Origin of the sequence: Microbacterium sp. NPDC057944, from assembly GCF_042887445.1 — a bacterium.
In the GTDB taxonomy this organism is placed as follows: domain Bacteria; phylum Actinomycetota; class Actinomycetes; order Actinomycetales; family Microbacteriaceae; genus Microbacterium; species Microbacterium natoriense.
In genome coordinates this window covers 1,000,379-1,015,628 of sequence record NZ_JBHVPJ010000002.1, presented here as the reverse complement: position 1 = coordinate 1,015,628, position 15,250 = coordinate 1,000,379, and the positions used below count along the sequence as shown (strand labels likewise).

The window sequence follows — 15,250 nt, the reverse complement described above, 5'->3', positions numbered from 1 at the left end:
TGCGTCTTCACCGAACCTCATCCTATCCGCGCGTGCGCCAGGCATCGGGATCGACGCCGCCGCATCAGGGGGAGCGGGAGGCATGACCGGCGCCCCGATCCTCAGCGTCGTCATTCCCTCCTACAATTCGGCGGCCTGGTTGCCGTCCACGCTGGAAGCTCTCGCCGTGGCGGTGAAGGAGGCGGACGTCGAGGTCGAGGTCATCGTCGTCGATGACGGCAGCGATGACGGATCCGCTGAAGTCGTCGCACGCATTGCGGAGGGTTTCCCCGGTGACCTCTCCGTCGTCACTCAGGGCAACAGCGGTCGCTTCCTCGCTCGCTGGGCCGGAATCGAACGCGCGCGCGCTGAGCGCGTGCTGCTGCTCGATTCGCGCGTGATACTCCGGTCCGATGCTCTGGCTCATGTGCTCGCCTCGTCCGCGGCAGATCCGTCGCCCGCAGGCTGGAACGCTCACGTCCATACGGACGATGAGTCACCACTGGTCGGGCGTTTCTGGGAGGTGCCGACATTCATCTTCTGGGGCGACTATCTGCGTCGTCCTCGTCCGTACGATCTGACCCCGGAGACATTCGACTCCGCGCCCAAGGGGACCGGCGCGTTCCTCGCGCGACGAAGCGTTCTCATGGACGCGTTCCGCCAGGCCTGGCCTGAAGGCGACGCGAAGCTGATCTCCGATGACACCAAGATCCTCCGCTGGATCGCCGAGCATGGTGGAATCCGGCTTGATCCGGGCTTTGCCGCGATCTACCGTCCTCGGACGAGCGTCGGCGGTTTCGTCCGCCATTCCCGCGACAGGGGAACTCTCTTCGTGGACAGCTACGCCGGTACATCGCCGTTGCGTTCGGCCGTTCTCGTCCTCCTCGTCGTGGCGCCGCTCCTCGTGGTCGCGGCGCTGGTGTGGTTGCTCGCTGTGGGCGCGTGGCCGGTCGTGCTCATCGTTCTCGTCGCGATCGTCGTGCTTCTGCTCGCGCCGGTCATACCCGCCGCGCTGAATCGCTGCCCCAGCCGGGGACTGCTCTCGTACGTGTGCTACCTGCCCGTCTTCCTCCTCCCGTTCTGGAGCGGCCTTGCTCGCGGTGTCGTGCTGCATCGCCGCGCGTTCACAGACCGAACAAGGACTCAGCGCCCCTCTGCCGGAAAGGCGAACTCATGATCATCTTCATCTACGGGACGACGGCCGAAGCCATCAAGATCGCACCGGTGATCCGCCGCCTGAACGCCAAGGGCATTCCCTATCAGCACTGGGTGACCCAACAGCACACGGAGTCCCTCCGTAAGGCGATTCCCGAACTCGGATTCACCGCTCCCGACCAGGTGATCGCCAACGGCTATCGGGGCAAGCCGCTCAAATCCCCCATCCAGATGATCAGCTGGATCTTCGACGTGACCTGGTGGTCACTGCGCAATGTGCGCCGCATACGGAAGAACCTCCCGCCCGGCTCCGTCGTGATCGTGCATGGCGACACGATGACCACGGTTCTGGGCACGTTCATCGGACGTCGCCTCAAGGTCCCGGTGGCTCATGTCGAAGCAGGTCTGCGTTCCGGCAACTGGCGCCATCCGTTCCCGGAGGAGCTCGATCGCCGTATCGTCGGGCGATTCGCTCAGATCCACTATGTGCCGACCGAAGAGGCTGCGAACAACCTCGCGAAGCAGCGCAACGTCGTACTGACGCACGGCAACACCGCAAAGGACGCGGTGCGCGATGCGGCAGGGCAGACCGCGGCCGAGATCGAGCCTTACGGACTGGTCCTTCTGCATCGTTTCGAGTTCATCTCCAACGCGGCGCTCGTCACCGAGACGCTGCAGACGTTGGACGCGAACACTCCTCTGCCGCTGCGCCTCATCGTCGATGCATACTCGCGAGACGCGATCGAACAGACGATACGCGACCTCGGTCTCACCAAGTTCACGGTGATGCCCAAACTCGAGCACAGTCAGTTCGTCGCAGCGCTCCGCTCCGCCAGCTTCGTCGTGACCGACTCCGGCGGGATCCAGCAGGAGGCAGCGGTGTTCGGGATCCCGACCCTCGTCCACCGCAAGGTTTCCGAGAGCCGGGAGGGCATCGGCACCAGTGCGGTCCTGTCGGGCTGGGAGCAGAAAGCCGTCGCAGACTTCCTGGTGAGCGCCGACGACTATCGGGTCGTCGACGTCGACCCTGGTGCGTCGCCGTCCGACATCATCGTCGCGGACCTCATCGACCGCGGCCTCGCGAAGCCGGCGGTCTGAGCCCTAGGCGAGGAGCGCGCGCCTGAGGCGTCGAGCGTTGCGCATGTCGATCGCGAAGAATGCGATCAGAACCACGGTGCCGATCACGGCATAGGAGATCAGCATCGCAGTCAGGTTCGGAATCGTGATGGCGAAGGCGATCCACTGCGCCACGGCAGCAGCGACGAGTATGGCAGCGGCGCCGCGCGATGCGGAACTGGTCATCTTGATCATCATCCCCTGAGCCGCGATCCAGGGGAGATACGCGAGTGCGGTCGGCACGAGCAGGTCAGCCGCCGGGGCATAGTCAGGCTTGTAGATGAGGCCGATGATCCAGTCGCCGAGCACGAGGAACACGAGGATCATCGCGATGCTCGTCGCAAGGGAGAGGCCGAGGGTCGCGAGAACGCCGATGCGAGAGAGTTCCGGGTTGTCGCGGTGCTTCACGAAGCGTGGAAGCAGGTACAGGGACAGCGTCGAGGGCAGAAGGAACCCCGTCTTCACGAGGACGATCGCCGAGGCGTAGAAACCTGCCAGATCTTCGGGAGCGCCGGCGCGCAGGAAGATGACGTCGGAGCTCGTCAACCAGGCGAATGCGACGCTGAGGACGACGATTGCGATTCCGGAGGAGGTGAAGACGCCGTTACGCGGGCGCGGCACCTTTCGCGCTGTCCAGAGGCCCCCGACGACCGCGACGACGAGCGCAGCGAGAACCGCCCCCATGATCCCACCGAGGCCGGTCCCGATCGCGATCGCGAGGACGGCGAAGATCACGCGCGCGACCTGGGAGAAGGTCGACCACCATACCGCGTGAGCGACTTTGCCTGCCCCCTGGAGCAGTCCCATCGCGTCGGCGAAGACGAAGCTCAGTGGGATCGTCGCTGCGGCGACAAGGATGACAGGGAGCGTGGTGTTCAGGGTTGTCGCGAGCCAGGGGGAGAGAATCGCGACGACGGCTCCGCCACCGAGGCCGAGGACGATCGCGTCGACCGGCCAGCGCCGTTGCCGTTTCACCGCGTCGTCCGATTCCGTCAGAGCCTGAGCCGTCTGAACGGTGACGGTGCTCTGCAGCGATGCGCTACCGATCGCCGCGACGTTGACGATCACGAGGAACGCGGCGAGGAGACCGAGATCCGCAGGAGAGATGAACCGTGCGCTGACGAGCTGGAACGCGAATGAGGCGACGATGCCGAGCACGCTGGCGACGCCGACCGCCATCAGCGCCTTGGCGTGAGTGCGAACATGAGAGCGCATCCCGGGAGTCTCCGGACGCGGTTCGACCGCTGATTCGCTCTCAGCCATCTGCTGGTACTCCTGACTTCTTTCACATGCCCTGCACGGTCGCAGCGCGTGAGCACACTGGATCCTGCGCCGCCGCAATGATACTCGGAGGGTCTGGGGTGGGCTCTCGGCAGGGCGCGCTCACACAGGGTTCCTGGGCGGGGGAGGGTAGGGTGGTTCCTTGTGACACCCTCTCCACACGATGACCCGACAGCGCCTGTCGCGGCCGGAACGCGGATCGCCGACAGCGCCGATGTCTCCCCGGCTGCGACCATCGGAAGCGGGAGCTCGATCTGGCATCTGGCGCAAGTCAGAGAGAGGGCGAGCCTCGGCGAGAACTGCGTTGTCGGGCGTGGTGCGTACATCGGCACCGGCGTGCGCATGGGAGACAACTGCAAGATCCAGAACTACGCGCTCGTGTACGAGCCGGCAGTCCTCGGCGACGGCGTGTTCATCGGACCCGCCGTGGTCCTCACCAATGACACGTATCCGCGGGCGGTCACGCCCGATGGGCAGCTGAAGTCCGCGCACGACTGGACCCCTGTCGGGGTCGTCATCGGCGACGGTGCGTCCATCGGTGCGCGAGCGACCTGCGTCGCACCCGTGACCATCGGCACATGGGCGACAGTTGCGGCAGGGGCCGTGGTCGTCAAGGACATCCCCGACTATGCGCTCGTCGTCGGAGTTCCGGCGCGACGGATCGGATGGGTCGGCAAGGCAGGAGTGCCGCTGACGGAGTCTGAACCCGGTGTGTGGCTGTGCCCGCTCACCGGTTCCCGCTACCTCGAGACAGAAGGCGTTCTCGCATTGGAGGAACAATGACGGAATTCATCCCCGCGGCGAAGCCGCTCATCGGCGACGACGAGCGCGCCGCAGTGGATCGCGTGCTGCTGAGCGGCATGGTCGCGCAGGGTCCGGAGGTCGCTGCCTTCGAACGTGAGTTCTCTGAGCACTTCGTCGAGGGGCTACCGGTGGTCGCCGTCAATTCGGGCACCTCCGGTCTGCACCTCGGCCTTCTCGCTGCGGGCGTCGGACCTGGTGACGAGGTCATCGTGCCGTCGTTCACCTTCGCCGCGACGGCCAACGCGGTGGCGCTCACCGGTGCGACGCCCGTGTTCGCCGATATCGAGCCCGAGACGTTCACCCTCGACCCGCGTGCCGTCGAGGCGGCGGTGACGGAGCGCACGCGCGGAGTCCTTCCGGTTCACCTCTACGGTCACCCTGCGCGGATGACCGAGCTCACCGCTCTCGCGACGGCCCGTGGACTGTCTATCTATGAAGACGCGGCGCAGGCGCATGGGGCCGCACTCGACGGGCGTCCGGTCGGTACTTTCGGCGAGGTCACGATGTTCTCGCTCTACCCGACGAAGAACATGACGAGCGGCGAAGGCGGCATGGTCATCGCCCACGACGACGCCACGGCTCGCCGAGTGCGTCTGCTGCGCAACCAGGGGATGGAGCGTCAGTACGAGAACGAGGTGATCGGCTTCAACGCGCGTATGACGGACATCCATGCCGCCATCGGACGCGTTCAGCTGCGCAAGGTCGACGGATGGACGGCCACGCGCCAGGCGAACGCGGCATTCCTCGATGCGAACCTGCGTGGTGTGATCGTGCCGCCTGTCGCGGACGGCGCAACTCACGTCTATCACCAGTACACCATCCGCGTCGAAGACGATCGCGACGGATTCGTCCGGGCGCTCAAGGAGGAGTACTCGATCGGAAGCGGTGTCTATTACCCGATCCCGAACCACAGGCTTCCCTCGCTGGAAAAGTTCGCGCCGGGTCTCGAGCTGCCCGAGACCGAGAAGGCGGCACGAGAGGCTGTCTCTCTGCCGATCCACCCCTCGCTGTCCGCAGATGACCTCGAGCGGATCGTCGCCGCGGTGAACGCCCTCGCCGGGGCGGGACGCTGATGGCTTCGCTGCGCGCGGGACTCCTCGGAGTCGGTTCGATGGGGCGGCATCACGCCCGCATCCTTCGCGACATCGAAGGCGTCGAGCTCGTCGCCATCGCGGACCCCGGAGGGGATCCCTTCCGTGTCGCCGGCAACGTGCCGCTCCTCTCCGGCGTCTCAGAACTCGTCGCGGCGGGGATCGACATCGCCGTGGTCGCCATCCCCACGAAGTTCCATGCGGATGCAGCGCTGACGCTGGCCGACGCGGGCGTCCATACGCTCGTCGAGAAGCCCATTGCGGATGACAGCGCGCTCGGACACGAGGTCAGCGAGGCGTTCCGCGCTCGTGGGCTCGTCGGCGCCGTCGGACACGTCGAGCGTTTCAATCCCGCCCTGCAGCAGCTCAGAATGAGGCTCGCCGCAGGAGACGCCGGTTCGGTGTACCAGATCGCCACGCGTCGCCAGAGCACCTTCCCCGGGCGGATCGGCGACGTGGGGGTGGCCAAGGACCTCGGCACCCACGACATCGACCTGACGGCCTGGGTAGCCCAGTCCGTGTACTCGTCGATCAGCGCGCAGACGGCGTTCAAGAGCGGACGGGCGTTCGAGGACATGATCTCGATGACCGGACGGCTTGCGAGCGGGGTCATCACCAGCCACCTCATCAACTGGCTCAGCCCGATGAAGGAGCGCGTCACGGTGGTGACGGGCGAGCGGGGCACATTCGTCGCCGACACCGCGACAGGTGACCTCACATTCCACGCGAACGGCACCGAACCGCTCGAATGGGATTCGGTCTCCACTTTCCGTGGTGTGTCCGAAGGGGACACGACCAGGTTCGCGTTCGCGAAACGCGAGCCCCTCCGCGGCGAGCTCGAGGCCTTCCGTGATGCGGTGCTCGGTGCGGAGACCGAGCTCTCCACGATGGAGGAGGCGGTCCACACGCTCGAGGTCGTGGAGTCCGCACTGGACTCTGCGCGCCAAGGCGGCGTGCTGATCTCGATCGATCGGGCGACGCGGTGAACCGCCCCGTCGGCCCGAACGGACGGTGAGCTCTATGGATCTCCTCGTCGTAGGCTCCGGGTTCTTCGGCCTCACCATCGCAGAGCGAGCGGCGAACGCCGGCCGCAAGGTCACTGTCATCGACCGTCGCCACCACATCGGCGGCAACGCCTACAGCGAGGCCGAGCCGGAGACCGGGATCGAGGTGCACCGCTACGGCGCACACCTCTTCCACACGTCGAACCCCGCCGTGTGGGAGTACGTGAACCGCTTCACCTCCTTCACGAGCTATGTGCACCGCGTGTACACGACGCACAAGGGCACCGTGTTCCCGATGCCGGTGAACCTCGGCACGATCAACCAGTTCTTCCAGTCCGCCTACACGCCCGACCAGGCTCGTGCGCTCGTCCGCGAGCAGGCGGGGGAGTTCGACGCGAAGACCGCGACGAACTTCGAGGAGAAGGGCATCGCCCTCGTCGGTCGCCCGCTGTTCGAGGCGTTCTTCCGCGACTACACGGCCAAGCAGTGGCAGACCGACCCGCAGAAGCTCTCCGGTGACATCATCAGCCGGCTCCCTGTGCGGTACACGTACGACAACCGCTACTTCAACGACACCTGGGAGGGGCTGCCGGCCGACGGCTACACCGCCTGGCTCGAGCGGATGGCCGATCACCCCAACATCGAGGTGAAGCTGGACGTCGACTACTTCGACGAGTCGCAGCCGCTGAACAGGAAGGCGACCGTCGGGCAGCTCCCGGTCGTGTACACCGGACCGGTGGACCGCTACTTCGACTATTCCGAGGGAGCGCTCAGCTGGCGCACCCTCGACTTCGAGCAGGAGGTCCTGAACGTCCGCGACTTCCAGGGCACGAGCGTCATGAACTATCCCGACATGGATGTGCCGTACACCCGCATCCACGAGTTCAAGCACTTCCATCCGGAGCGCAAGGACGTCTACGAGTCGGACAAGACGGTCATCATGCGCGAGTTCTCCCGCTTCGCCGAGCGTGAGGACGAGCCGTACTATCCGGTGAACACCTCCAGCGATCGCGAGGGACTGCTGGTCTACCGGGAACTCGCCAAGGGGGAGAAGGACGTCCACTTCGGCGGGCGTCTCGGCACCTACCAGTACCTCGACATGCACATGGCGATCGGCTCGGCGCTGTCGCTGTGGAACAACACCCTCTCGTAGACTCGACACTGTGAGTCACACTGCGGTCGGGGCCCCGGGGACGCCCCGGAGATACCTGCATTCACTGTGGCTGCTCTCGGCCAGAGACCTCAAGGTCCGCTACTCCACCAGCGTCCTCGGATACCTCTGGTCGGTGCTCGACCCGCTCGTGATGAGCGCCATCTACTGGTTCGTGTTCACTCAGGTCTTCCACCGGGATGTCGGGGAAGAGCCGTACATCGTGTTCCTCATCAGCGCGCTGCTGCCCTGGGTCTGGTTCAACGCGTCCGTCTCCGACTTCACGAGAGCGTTCAAGAAGGACGCCAGACTCGTGCGCTCGACCGCCATCCCTCGGTCGATCTGGGTCAACCGCATCGTGCTGAGCAAGGGCATGGAGTACCTGTTCTCGCTGCCCGTCCTCGTGCTCTTCGTCGTCGTCAACCTGCTCGTGGAGAAGAACCCCGACCAGGTCGTCCAGGTCGGCTGGGGCGTGCTCTGGGTGCCGGTGGCGATGCTGCTGCAGACCGTGCTGCTCGTCGGACTCGGCCTTCTCATCGCCCCGCTGTGCGTCATGTACGTGGATCTGGAGCGCACGACGGCGCTCATCCTCCGTGCGATGTTCTACGCGACGCCGATCATCTACAACGTGACGGACCTGCCGGGCATCGCCCAGATCCTCGGAGCCTTCAACCCGCTCGCCGGCATCTTCATGCTCTATCGGATGCCGTTCTTCCCCGAGCAGTGGAATCCGTTCACCCTCGCCATCAGCGTCGGGATGAGCCTGGCGTTCCTCGCTCTCGGCGCGTGGGTGTTCCGCCGGCTCGAGCGACCCGTCCTGAAGGAGCTGTGATGCCGGCGGCGATCGAAGTCCAGGACCTCGGTGTCCGCTTCCGACGGAACCGTCGTGGACGTCGCAGCTTCAAGGATCTGTTCGCCGGGGCGGCGCGCCGGTCGCGCCCAGGTGAGTTCTGGGCGCTGCGCGGCGTCTCGTTCTCCGTGCAGCCGGGGGAATCGATCGGCGTGGTCGGCCGCAACGGCCAGGGCAAGTCCACGCTGCTCCGCCTCGTCGCCGGCGTCCTCCTGCCGGATGAGGGCACGGTCACGGTCAACGGGGGAGTGGCGCCCCTGATCGAGATCACCGGCGGCTTCGTCGGCGACCTCAGCGTCCGTGAGAACGTACGCCTGACGGCAGGCCTGCACGGCATGTCCCGTGACGAGGTGTCCCGTCGGTACGACGGGATCATCCAGTTCGCGGAGCTCGCAGGCTTCGAGGACACGCCGTACAAGCACCTCTCCAACGGCATGAAGGTGCGCCTCGCGTTCTCCGTGGTGTCGCAGCTCGACGAGCCGATCCTCCTCGTCGACGAGGTGCTCGCGGTCGGCGACAAGGCGTTCCGTGAGAAGTGCTACAAGCGCATCGACGAGCTGCTTGCCGAGGGCCGCACGCTCTTCTTCGTCAGCCATAACGAGCGGGATCTGCGTCGCTTCTGCACCAGGGGGCTCTACCTCGACAAGGGCGCGCTCGTCCTCGATGCGCCCATCGCAGAGGTGCTCGACCGTTACAACAAGGACTACAACGCCGGCTGATGCCGTCGCCCTGTGCGTCGCGGCCGGCGCTCAGAGACCGACGAGCGATTTCAGGTTCTGAACGGACCCGCGCGCGGCATCCACGGCTGACGACACTCCTGAGCCGGCGCTCACCGCAGATCGCAGAGCGTCGAGGCTCTGTGAGTACGCCGAGACGCCGTCGCGCCACTTCTGATCGATCGACGCGGGCGGCTGGGCGTCGGACAGACGCTGCGCGTCCTCCTGCAGCGTGTCGATGACCGGCAGCGCATCCTGCCCTGTCGCTCCGGCGACGATGTCGAGGCCTCGGCCCGCATCTCCGAGCCACCCGCTCACCTGCCCCCGGAAAGCAGGGATCGTGGGGTCGGTGACCGGCGGCACGGTCTCGATCGGGGCCGTCGGCTCCGAGGAGGGCGACGGGGAGGCGGTCGGGGATCCGGACGGTGTCGGGGTCGTGCTCGACGACGGGCTCGGAGAAGCGGAGGAACCCGGTTCAGGATTCTCGCCGCGGGGGAGGAGGAAGAACAACAGAACGCCGACGATCAGGAGAGCGGCGACGACGAGACCGATCACGAGCCACACGCGTCCCTTGCGGGACGGCTTGGGCGGGATCGGCGCCCAGCGGAGCTCGGGCTGCGGTTCTTCGCTCATCGTCATGCCTCCAGGGGTGCCATGGGCTGCCAGGAGCGATCGCGGCTGAGCCGGCCGCCCTCCTTCAGCCCGCGGAAGAGGTTGCTGGTTCCGCGCACCGTGCGCTCGACGAAGAAGAGGCGGATGAGCTCCTTCGCGAACGTCATCGAGGTGCCGAGACCGAAGAGCACGGGGTTGTAGTTGCCGTGCACGCGATAGTACTTCTTGATGTACGCGCGGTTGCGCATGATGTAGAAGCGGTACGCGTTGCTCGAGGCGTTCATGTGGCGGATGCCCATGTCCCACTGCTTGATCTCGCGGGTGCGGCGCAGGACGAACTCGTCGACGATGACGGCAGTGGTCTTGCGGGAAGCGAGCCAGCCGTACATCTGGTCATCCCAGTAGATGAAGAACCGGGGGTCGGGGAGTCCGATCTGCGTCACGATCGAACGGTGGATGAACATGCCCTCGAAGCAGCCGCTGTTCATCTCCTTGAAGCCGGAGCCGTCGAATCCGGAGGGTGCGAACGGGATAGGGATGCCCATCCGCTCGGCGATGCGGTACTGCCAGTAGAACTCGCTGCCGTCGTAGTCGTAGCGGCGTCCCTGGATGCTCTTGAACCGAGGCGCCCACTTGCCCATCTTCGCCAGGCCGTCCGGCAGGACCTCGACGTCGTCATCCATCATCCAGATCCATTCGGACCCGAGTTCATACGCGGTGCGCATGCCCTCGCTGAATCCGCCGGACCCTCCGGTGTTCGTGTCGAGACGGCGATAGACCAGTTCGGTGCCCAGCCGCGGACGGAAGGAGTCGACGACCTCGGTGGTGTCATCGGACGAGGCGTTGTCGATGATCACGACGTGGCCGGGCTTCGGATCCATCGTGATGATGCTCTCGAGCAGGCCGGTGAGGAGGTGCGAGCGGTTGAACGTGACGATGACGATCGTCGCGGATGCCGGGTCGAAGGGGACGTTGGTCACGAGTGGGATCTCCGAAAGCTTTCGGCCCGCAGGACGCCGCGAGCGACCTCAAGCCTACCCGGCGCAGTTCGGAATCCCCCGAGGGCGCGGCGGTGCACTCAGCCCTCGGCGCGCAGGGTGGGGATCACGCCGGTCTGGGCGGCGTCGATGTTCTCTCGCCAGGAGCGCGACTGCCCCGCGCGCAGCGCGCACAGGACGAGCATGAACCAGCCGGCCCCGACGATCGTGAAGCTCTCGAACATGGACTCGACCGCCAGTGTGACCAGCATGAGGGGCGTCCAGGCGTACACGACCGAACGACGCACGCTGGCCACGAGCCAGGAGCGCACCAGGGCGACTCCGCCGAGCAGCAGGAACAGCACCAGACCGGCGGCGCCGAGCTGCAGCAGCACGTCGAAGTAGGAGTTCAGAGCGCTCTGGTGGTGGTCGTCGAGTTGGAAGTTGATGTACGTGAAGGGGTACTCGCCGCGCGCCCAGGAGCCGAACCATCCCCAGCCCTGGATCGGCTTCACCGCGCTGAAATCGAGGATCGTGTTCCACAGCGTCGCCCGGATGGAGAAGTCGGAGCCGGCGTCCATCAGCGCGATGATCGGATGCCGCAGCGCGAACGCGGCGGCGAGCGCCAGCGCGACGAGGACGCCGAGCACCCACTGCACGATGTTGCGTCGCTCTGCGGGAGCGTGCCGCACGATCGTGAGCGCGACGGTGACCACTCCGACGGCGAGGGCGAGGACCAGCACGGTGGGGGAGGCCGAGAGGATGGCCAGCATGGCGGCGAGGGCGATGGAGGGGATCGCGATGCGGGAGGTGAGGGATTGGGAGCGCCATTCGATCACGAAGGTGATCAGAGCGATGACCGTGACGAAGCCCAGCATGTTGCGGCTGCCGAAGATGCCCTGCACCGGGCCGCCGCTGGCGAGGTCGCCCTGGATGCCGAGGAAAGTGAACGGGATGTCGAGGAGGACCCCCGACAGGATCTCCAGCCCGAGCGAGATGAGCAGCAGCACGCGCAGCGTGTCTCCGAGTGCCCGCACGGTCTGCAGGGTGTCCCGGATATGCCCGACCGTGATGGCGAGGAAGCCGTATCCGAAGAGCGCCATCCAGCCGAACAGCGTGTCTGACCGGTCAGTGGTCCAGAGGACGCTGACGAGCGCCCAGGCGAGGAAGACGAGGAGGGAGGTGGGGGCGAGTCGCAGCAGCGACAGCTCCTCTCTCCGCTCCCAGAGGATGGCCGCGCCGATCGCGCACAGCACGGCGAGGATCGTCGCCTGGGTCACCGGCGACGACATCCGCTCGATCGTGAACGCCGAGAACACGGCGGCGAGCACCGCGATCGTGAAGGCCCTGGCCATCTCGGCGGAGGTGAGCAGCCGCCTCAAGCGCTGACCCGGCGTCACGGCACCCGCCGGCGCCGCTCGCCCCGCTCGATCACGTGCTCCCGCTCGCCGATGCCGACGAGCGGCGTGGTCTTGATCTTGAACGACAGCAGGATGAGCAGCATCCACCCCCAGAGCATGATCGGGGTCGACTCGGTGAGGCCCTGCACGAGCAGCGCGACGGTGAGCAGGCTCGGCAGCAGCGTCAGCGGAGAGTACTCGCGGTCGGACGCGAGATCCCACCGCGGGCGGTCGATCGCGAAGAACCAGGAGCGCCAGAGCAGGCTGAGGAACGCGATCGCCACGAGGACGAGACCGACGACGCCGAGCTGCATGAACACGTCGAGCCACATGTTGTGGGCGTGGAACACGGTGATGTCGTGGTCTTCGATCCACCCCGCGAACGCGGGATCGGTGGGGAGCCAGGGGGTCGAGAAGCCGTTGCCGAAGACCGGATGCTCGGACGCGCGCTCGATGACGGCGGTCCAGATCTTGTTCGAGCGTCCGGTGAGGTCGGAGTCGCGGCCGAGGAGGGCGAGCAGGGGCTTCTGGAGGAACCAGACCGCGGCCGCCGCGATGGCCCCGCCGCCGAGGAAGACCACGTAGAGCCGGGTGCGGGCGCCGGGGGACTTCGCACGACGCATCAGAAGGGCGACGACGAGGACCACGGCTGCGGCAGCGGCGCAGGCGAATGCCGTCGCGGACGAGGCGCGGAGCAGGAAGAACGCGGCCAGCAGCATCCACAGCGCGAGCGTGGTGCGCCAGCGGGCCCGGGCGGCGAACAGGACGCCGAAGGTGAGCAGGGCGAACAGGCTGATGATTCCCAGCAGGTTCGCGTTGCCGACGATGCCCTGGAGGCGCCCGCCGTCGAAGAGGTTGCCGCGCACCCAGTACCACTGCGGGTCGAGCTTGCCCTCCGGCAGGTCGGCGAAGTTGGGGAGAAGCGGAGCCTTGACGACCAGCGACACCCAGAGCTCCAGGAGGAGCGACAGCCCGAGGATCCACTTGAAGGCGGACGCCATCGCACGGATGATCTCGCGCCAGGTCAGGACATGGGCGATGAAGAGGGCGTTCACCGTCACCGTGGCGAGCAGGACCCAGGTGATCGCCGTCGCGAAGGGCCAGCGCGACCACGCGAGCGAGGCCAGGGCGAGCACGGTGTAGCCGATCGCCGACCACGGGAGACGTCGCCAGGCGAACGTCTGCGGACGATTCCTCGCGAGCATCGGGATGCCGATCGCGAGCGTCGCGACGAGGAACACGCCCAGCGTGATGCCCGCTCCCTCCATGCCGAGGAGGTTGTACACCGCGGAGTGCGCGAAGGTCGCGAACATCACGAGGATGATGTAGCCGCGCAGCAGGAGATGCCCCGTCGACTCGCGCTCTGGCGCGGTGGGCGGGGCGGAGATCGGGTGCTTCGTGTACTGCGCCATCGCGTTCAGGCTACCGCCCCGGGCTGGACTCTCACCTGAGCGCGGCGTCCTTTCTCGCGAGCGGCATCCGTGGCTCTACGCTGGGGGCATGCTGCTGAGCCTGTCGAACACGCCCCGCGACTACGCCTGGGGATCCCGCACCCTCCTCGCCGCTCTCGAAGGCCGTGACCCCGCTGCGGGTCCCGAGGCCGAGGTGTGGTTCGGCGACCACCCCGGCGACCCCGCCGACATGGCAGGCGGAGGGACGCTCGATTCCGTGACCGGCGGCTCGCTGCCCTATCTGCTGAAACTACTGGCCGCGGCTTCGCCGCTGTCCATCCAGGTGCACCCCACGATCGCGCAGGCGCAGGCGGGGTGGGCGAGGGAGGCCGGGATGGATGTCGCCGACCCGCGACGCAACTACCGTGACGACAACCACAAGCCGGAGCTGATCGTCGCGCTGAGCGAGCGTTTCGAGTCGCTGAGCGGGCTGCGTCCGGTGGGTGACACGCTGCGGCTGCTCGCGCTGCTCGGCGACCCGCCCGGCGTCTCCGCGCTTCGGGATCGGCTCCTCGCCGAGGGCGACGTGCTGCGCGATGCGATCGGATGGCTGCTGTCGGGTGACGCGCGCATCGAAGTGGACGAGATCATCGCTGCGGTGCGCGACGCCGCCGCGACGAGCACGGGGGAGTGGGCCGAGGGACTGCGTGCGATCGCCGGGATCGCCGACAGCTACCCCGGTGACCCCGGTGTGGTCGTCGCACTGCTGATGAATCACGTCGTGCTGTCCAGGGGCGAGGGTCTCTTCCTGAGAGCGGGGCTCCTGCACGCGTACGTCTCTGGCCTCGGCGTCGAGATCATGGCCGCGAGCGACAACGTCCTGCGCGGCGGCCTCACGCCCAAGCACATCGACGTCGCCGAGCTGCTGTCCGTCCTCGACACGACGCCGGGGGAGGTGCCCGTGCTTCGTCCCGCATCCGACGGAGCGATCACCGACTACCCGGTCGACGTGCCGGACTTCGCCCTGCGTCGTGTCGTGCTGAGCGGAACCCCGGTGCGCGTCGAGGTGTCGGGTCCGACGATGGTGCTCGCGACCGGCGGCCGGGTGTCGGCGAGCACGGCGGACGGGGAGAGCGTCGACGTCGCGGTCGGCACCGTGGCATTCGCAGGCGTCGAGGAGACCGCCCTGACGATCTCGGGCGATGGTGAGGCCTTCATCGCGACCCCCGGGCGCTGATCGCGACACGCCGATGCGCCGTCAAGAACCTTCAAGATCTGATTGAGGGTTTACCATCCGCGACTTGACCGCAGCGAATGACACGGGTGTAATTAGTTGAGCACGGCCCGCCGGGGGGCGGAGACAAGGGTTGGAGGGATCGACATGACGGGATACCGTTCCGAGGTACCGGAGAACTGGTTCGTCGACCCGGTCAACCTCGGCGTTCCAGGGGTTCGCAGTGTCCAGGCCGACGACGACAACGCCCTCGCCTGGCAAAGCGACGCACTGTGCGCGCAGACCGACCCCGAGGCGTTCTTCCCCGAGAAGGGCGGATCCACGCGTGACGCGAAGAGGATCTGCACCTCCTGCGACGTCCGCGGCGAATGCCTCGAGTATGCGCTCAACAACGATGAGCGCTTCGGCATCTGGGGCGGACTCTCCGAGCGCGAGCGCCGGAAGCTCAAGCGCCGCGCCAGCTGATCCGCCGCATCCCGCACCACCGCTT

The 15,250-nt window shown here is 66.7% G+C and carries 15 protein-coding genes; 10 read left to right on the top strand and 5 right to left on the bottom strand.

Features of this window, described 5'->3' with window-relative positions; genetic code table 11:
• Positions 1-82 precede the first annotated feature (82 nt).
• Positions 83-1,156: a glycosyltransferase family A protein gene (locus tag ACFVRO_RS14325; RefSeq protein ID WP_386953406.1), complete on the top strand. Its 1,074-nt coding sequence runs from the start codon at positions 83-85 to the stop codon at positions 1,154-1,156.
• Positions 1,153-2,232, top strand: coding sequence for a UDP-N-acetylglucosamine 2-epimerase (locus tag ACFVRO_RS14320; RefSeq protein ID WP_386953403.1), 1,080 nt, complete (start codon positions 1,153-1,155; stop codon positions 2,230-2,232). Before ACFVRO_RS14325 ends, ACFVRO_RS14320 begins: the two co-directional genes overlap by 4 nt.
• Before the next feature lie 3 nt (positions 2,233-2,235).
• Here ACFVRO_RS14320 and ACFVRO_RS14315 read toward each other — a convergent pair whose 3' ends face one another.
• Entirely contained in the window at positions 2,236-3,465 is a 1,230-nt protein-coding gene (locus tag ACFVRO_RS14315) for an oligosaccharide flippase family protein (protein ID WP_386953400.1), read from the bottom strand.
• Positions 3,466-3,729: 264 nt separating this feature from the next.
• Between ACFVRO_RS14315 and ACFVRO_RS14310 the strand changes: the two genes are divergently transcribed.
• The 6 genes from ACFVRO_RS14310 to ACFVRO_RS14285 are packed head-to-tail and all read left to right on the top strand — an operon-like array spanning position 3,730 to position 9,149.
• Entirely contained in the window at positions 3,730-4,314 is a 585-nt protein-coding gene (locus ACFVRO_RS14310; RefSeq protein ID WP_386954480.1) for an acyltransferase, read from the top strand.
• On the top strand, positions 4,311-5,408 hold the full coding sequence (locus ACFVRO_RS14305; RefSeq protein ID WP_386953397.1) for a DegT/DnrJ/EryC1/StrS family aminotransferase: 1,098 nt from the start codon (positions 4,311-4,313) through the stop codon (positions 5,406-5,408). Before ACFVRO_RS14310 ends, ACFVRO_RS14305 begins: the two co-directional genes overlap by 4 nt.
• Entirely contained in the window at positions 5,408-6,412 is a 1,005-nt protein-coding gene (locus ACFVRO_RS14300) for a Gfo/Idh/MocA family oxidoreductase (protein WP_386953394.1), read from the top strand. Before ACFVRO_RS14305 ends, ACFVRO_RS14300 begins: the two co-directional genes overlap by 1 nt.
• 34 nt (positions 6,413-6,446) lie before the next feature.
• The gene (glf, locus tag ACFVRO_RS14295) at positions 6,447-7,583 is read left to right on the top strand and encodes a UDP-galactopyranose mutase (protein WP_386953392.1); all 1,137 of its coding nucleotides are present in this window, start codon (positions 6,447-6,449) and stop codon (positions 7,581-7,583) included.
• A 10-nt stretch (positions 7,584-7,593) separates the two neighbouring features.
• A complete protein-coding gene (locus ACFVRO_RS14290) occupies positions 7,594-8,412 on the top strand; it encodes an ABC transporter permease (protein WP_341942534.1) in 819 nt (272 codons plus the stop codon).
• Positions 8,412-9,149 carry an ABC transporter ATP-binding protein gene (locus ACFVRO_RS14285; RefSeq protein WP_386953390.1) on the top strand — a complete coding sequence of 246 codons (738 nt, stop codon included), beginning with the start codon at positions 8,412-8,414 and terminating at the stop codon, positions 9,147-9,149. The genes ACFVRO_RS14290 and ACFVRO_RS14285 overlap by 1 nt, the downstream gene beginning before the upstream one ends.
• Before the next feature lie 30 nt (positions 9,150-9,179).
• On the opposite strand, the gene ACFVRO_RS14280 is transcribed toward ACFVRO_RS14285, so the two are convergent.
• From ACFVRO_RS14280 to ACFVRO_RS14265, 4 genes are all read right to left on the bottom strand, one after another.
• Positions 9,180-9,779, bottom strand: a complete 600-nt coding sequence (locus ACFVRO_RS14280; RefSeq protein WP_386953387.1) for a hypothetical protein — start codon at positions 9,777-9,779, stop codon at positions 9,180-9,182.
• A 2-nt stretch (positions 9,780-9,781) separates the two neighbouring features.
• Positions 9,782-10,738 carry a glycosyltransferase family 2 protein gene (locus tag ACFVRO_RS14275; RefSeq protein WP_105672480.1) on the bottom strand — a complete coding sequence of 319 codons (957 nt, stop codon included), beginning with the start codon at positions 10,736-10,738 and terminating at the stop codon, positions 9,782-9,784.
• Between the two features lie 98 nt (positions 10,739-10,836).
• Positions 10,837-12,117, bottom strand: coding sequence for an O-antigen ligase family protein (locus ACFVRO_RS14270; protein WP_386953385.1), 1,281 nt, complete (start codon positions 12,115-12,117; stop codon positions 10,837-10,839).
• Between the two features lie 14 nt (positions 12,118-12,131).
• Positions 12,132-13,547, bottom strand: a complete 1,416-nt coding sequence (locus ACFVRO_RS14265) for an O-antigen ligase family protein (protein WP_386953383.1) — start codon at positions 13,545-13,547, stop codon at positions 12,132-12,134.
• A gap of 88 nt (positions 13,548-13,635) precedes the next feature.
• Between ACFVRO_RS14265 and manA the strand changes: the two genes are divergently transcribed.
• Both manA and ACFVRO_RS14255 read left to right on the top strand, forming a co-directional pair.
• Positions 13,636-14,763: a mannose-6-phosphate isomerase, class I gene (gene manA / locus ACFVRO_RS14260; RefSeq protein WP_386953380.1), complete on the top strand. Its 1,128-nt coding sequence runs from the start codon at positions 13,636-13,638 to the stop codon at positions 14,761-14,763.
• Positions 14,764-14,907: 144 nt separating this feature from the next.
• A complete protein-coding gene (locus ACFVRO_RS14255) occupies positions 14,908-15,225 on the top strand; it encodes a WhiB family transcriptional regulator (RefSeq protein WP_105672476.1) in 318 nt (105 codons plus the stop codon).
• Positions 15,226-15,250: the final 25 nt, after the last annotated feature.

Bases quoted from the DNA above. Each gene is read 5' to 3' on its own strand.
- ACFVRO_RS14325 (WP_386953406.1), top strand. From the start codon at position 83: ATGACCGGCGCCCCGATCCTCAGCGTCGTCATTCCCTCCTACAATTCG.
- ACFVRO_RS14320 (WP_386953403.1), top strand. From the start codon at position 1,153: ATGATCATCTTCATCTACGGGACGACGGCCGAAGCCATCAAGATCGCA.
- ACFVRO_RS14315 (WP_386953400.1), bottom strand. From the start codon at position 3,465: ATGCGCTCTCATGTTCGCACTCACGCCAAGGCGCTGATGGCGGTCGGC.
- ACFVRO_RS14305 (WP_386953397.1), top strand. From the start codon at position 4,311: ATGACGGAATTCATCCCCGCGGCGAAGCCGCTCATCGGCGACGACGAG.
- ACFVRO_RS14300 (WP_386953394.1), top strand. From the start codon at position 5,408: ATGGCTTCGCTGCGCGCGGGACTCCTCGGAGTCGGTTCGATGGGGCGG.
- glf (WP_386953392.1), top strand. From the start codon at position 6,447: ATGGATCTCCTCGTCGTAGGCTCCGGGTTCTTCGGCCTCACCATCGCA.
- ACFVRO_RS14285 (WP_386953390.1), top strand. From the start codon at position 8,412: ATGCCGGCGGCGATCGAAGTCCAGGACCTCGGTGTCCGCTTCCGACGG.
- ACFVRO_RS14280 (WP_386953387.1), bottom strand. From the start codon at position 9,779: ATGAGCGAAGAACCGCAGCCCGAGCTCCGCTGGGCGCCGATCCCGCCC.
- ACFVRO_RS14265 (WP_386953383.1), bottom strand. From the start codon at position 13,547: ATGGCGCAGTACACGAAGCACCCGATCTCCGCCCCGCCCACCGCGCCA.
- manA (WP_386953380.1), top strand. From the start codon at position 13,636: ATGCTGCTGAGCCTGTCGAACACGCCCCGCGACTACGCCTGGGGATCC.
- ACFVRO_RS14255 (WP_105672476.1), top strand. From the start codon at position 14,908: ATGACGGGATACCGTTCCGAGGTACCGGAGAACTGGTTCGTCGACCCG.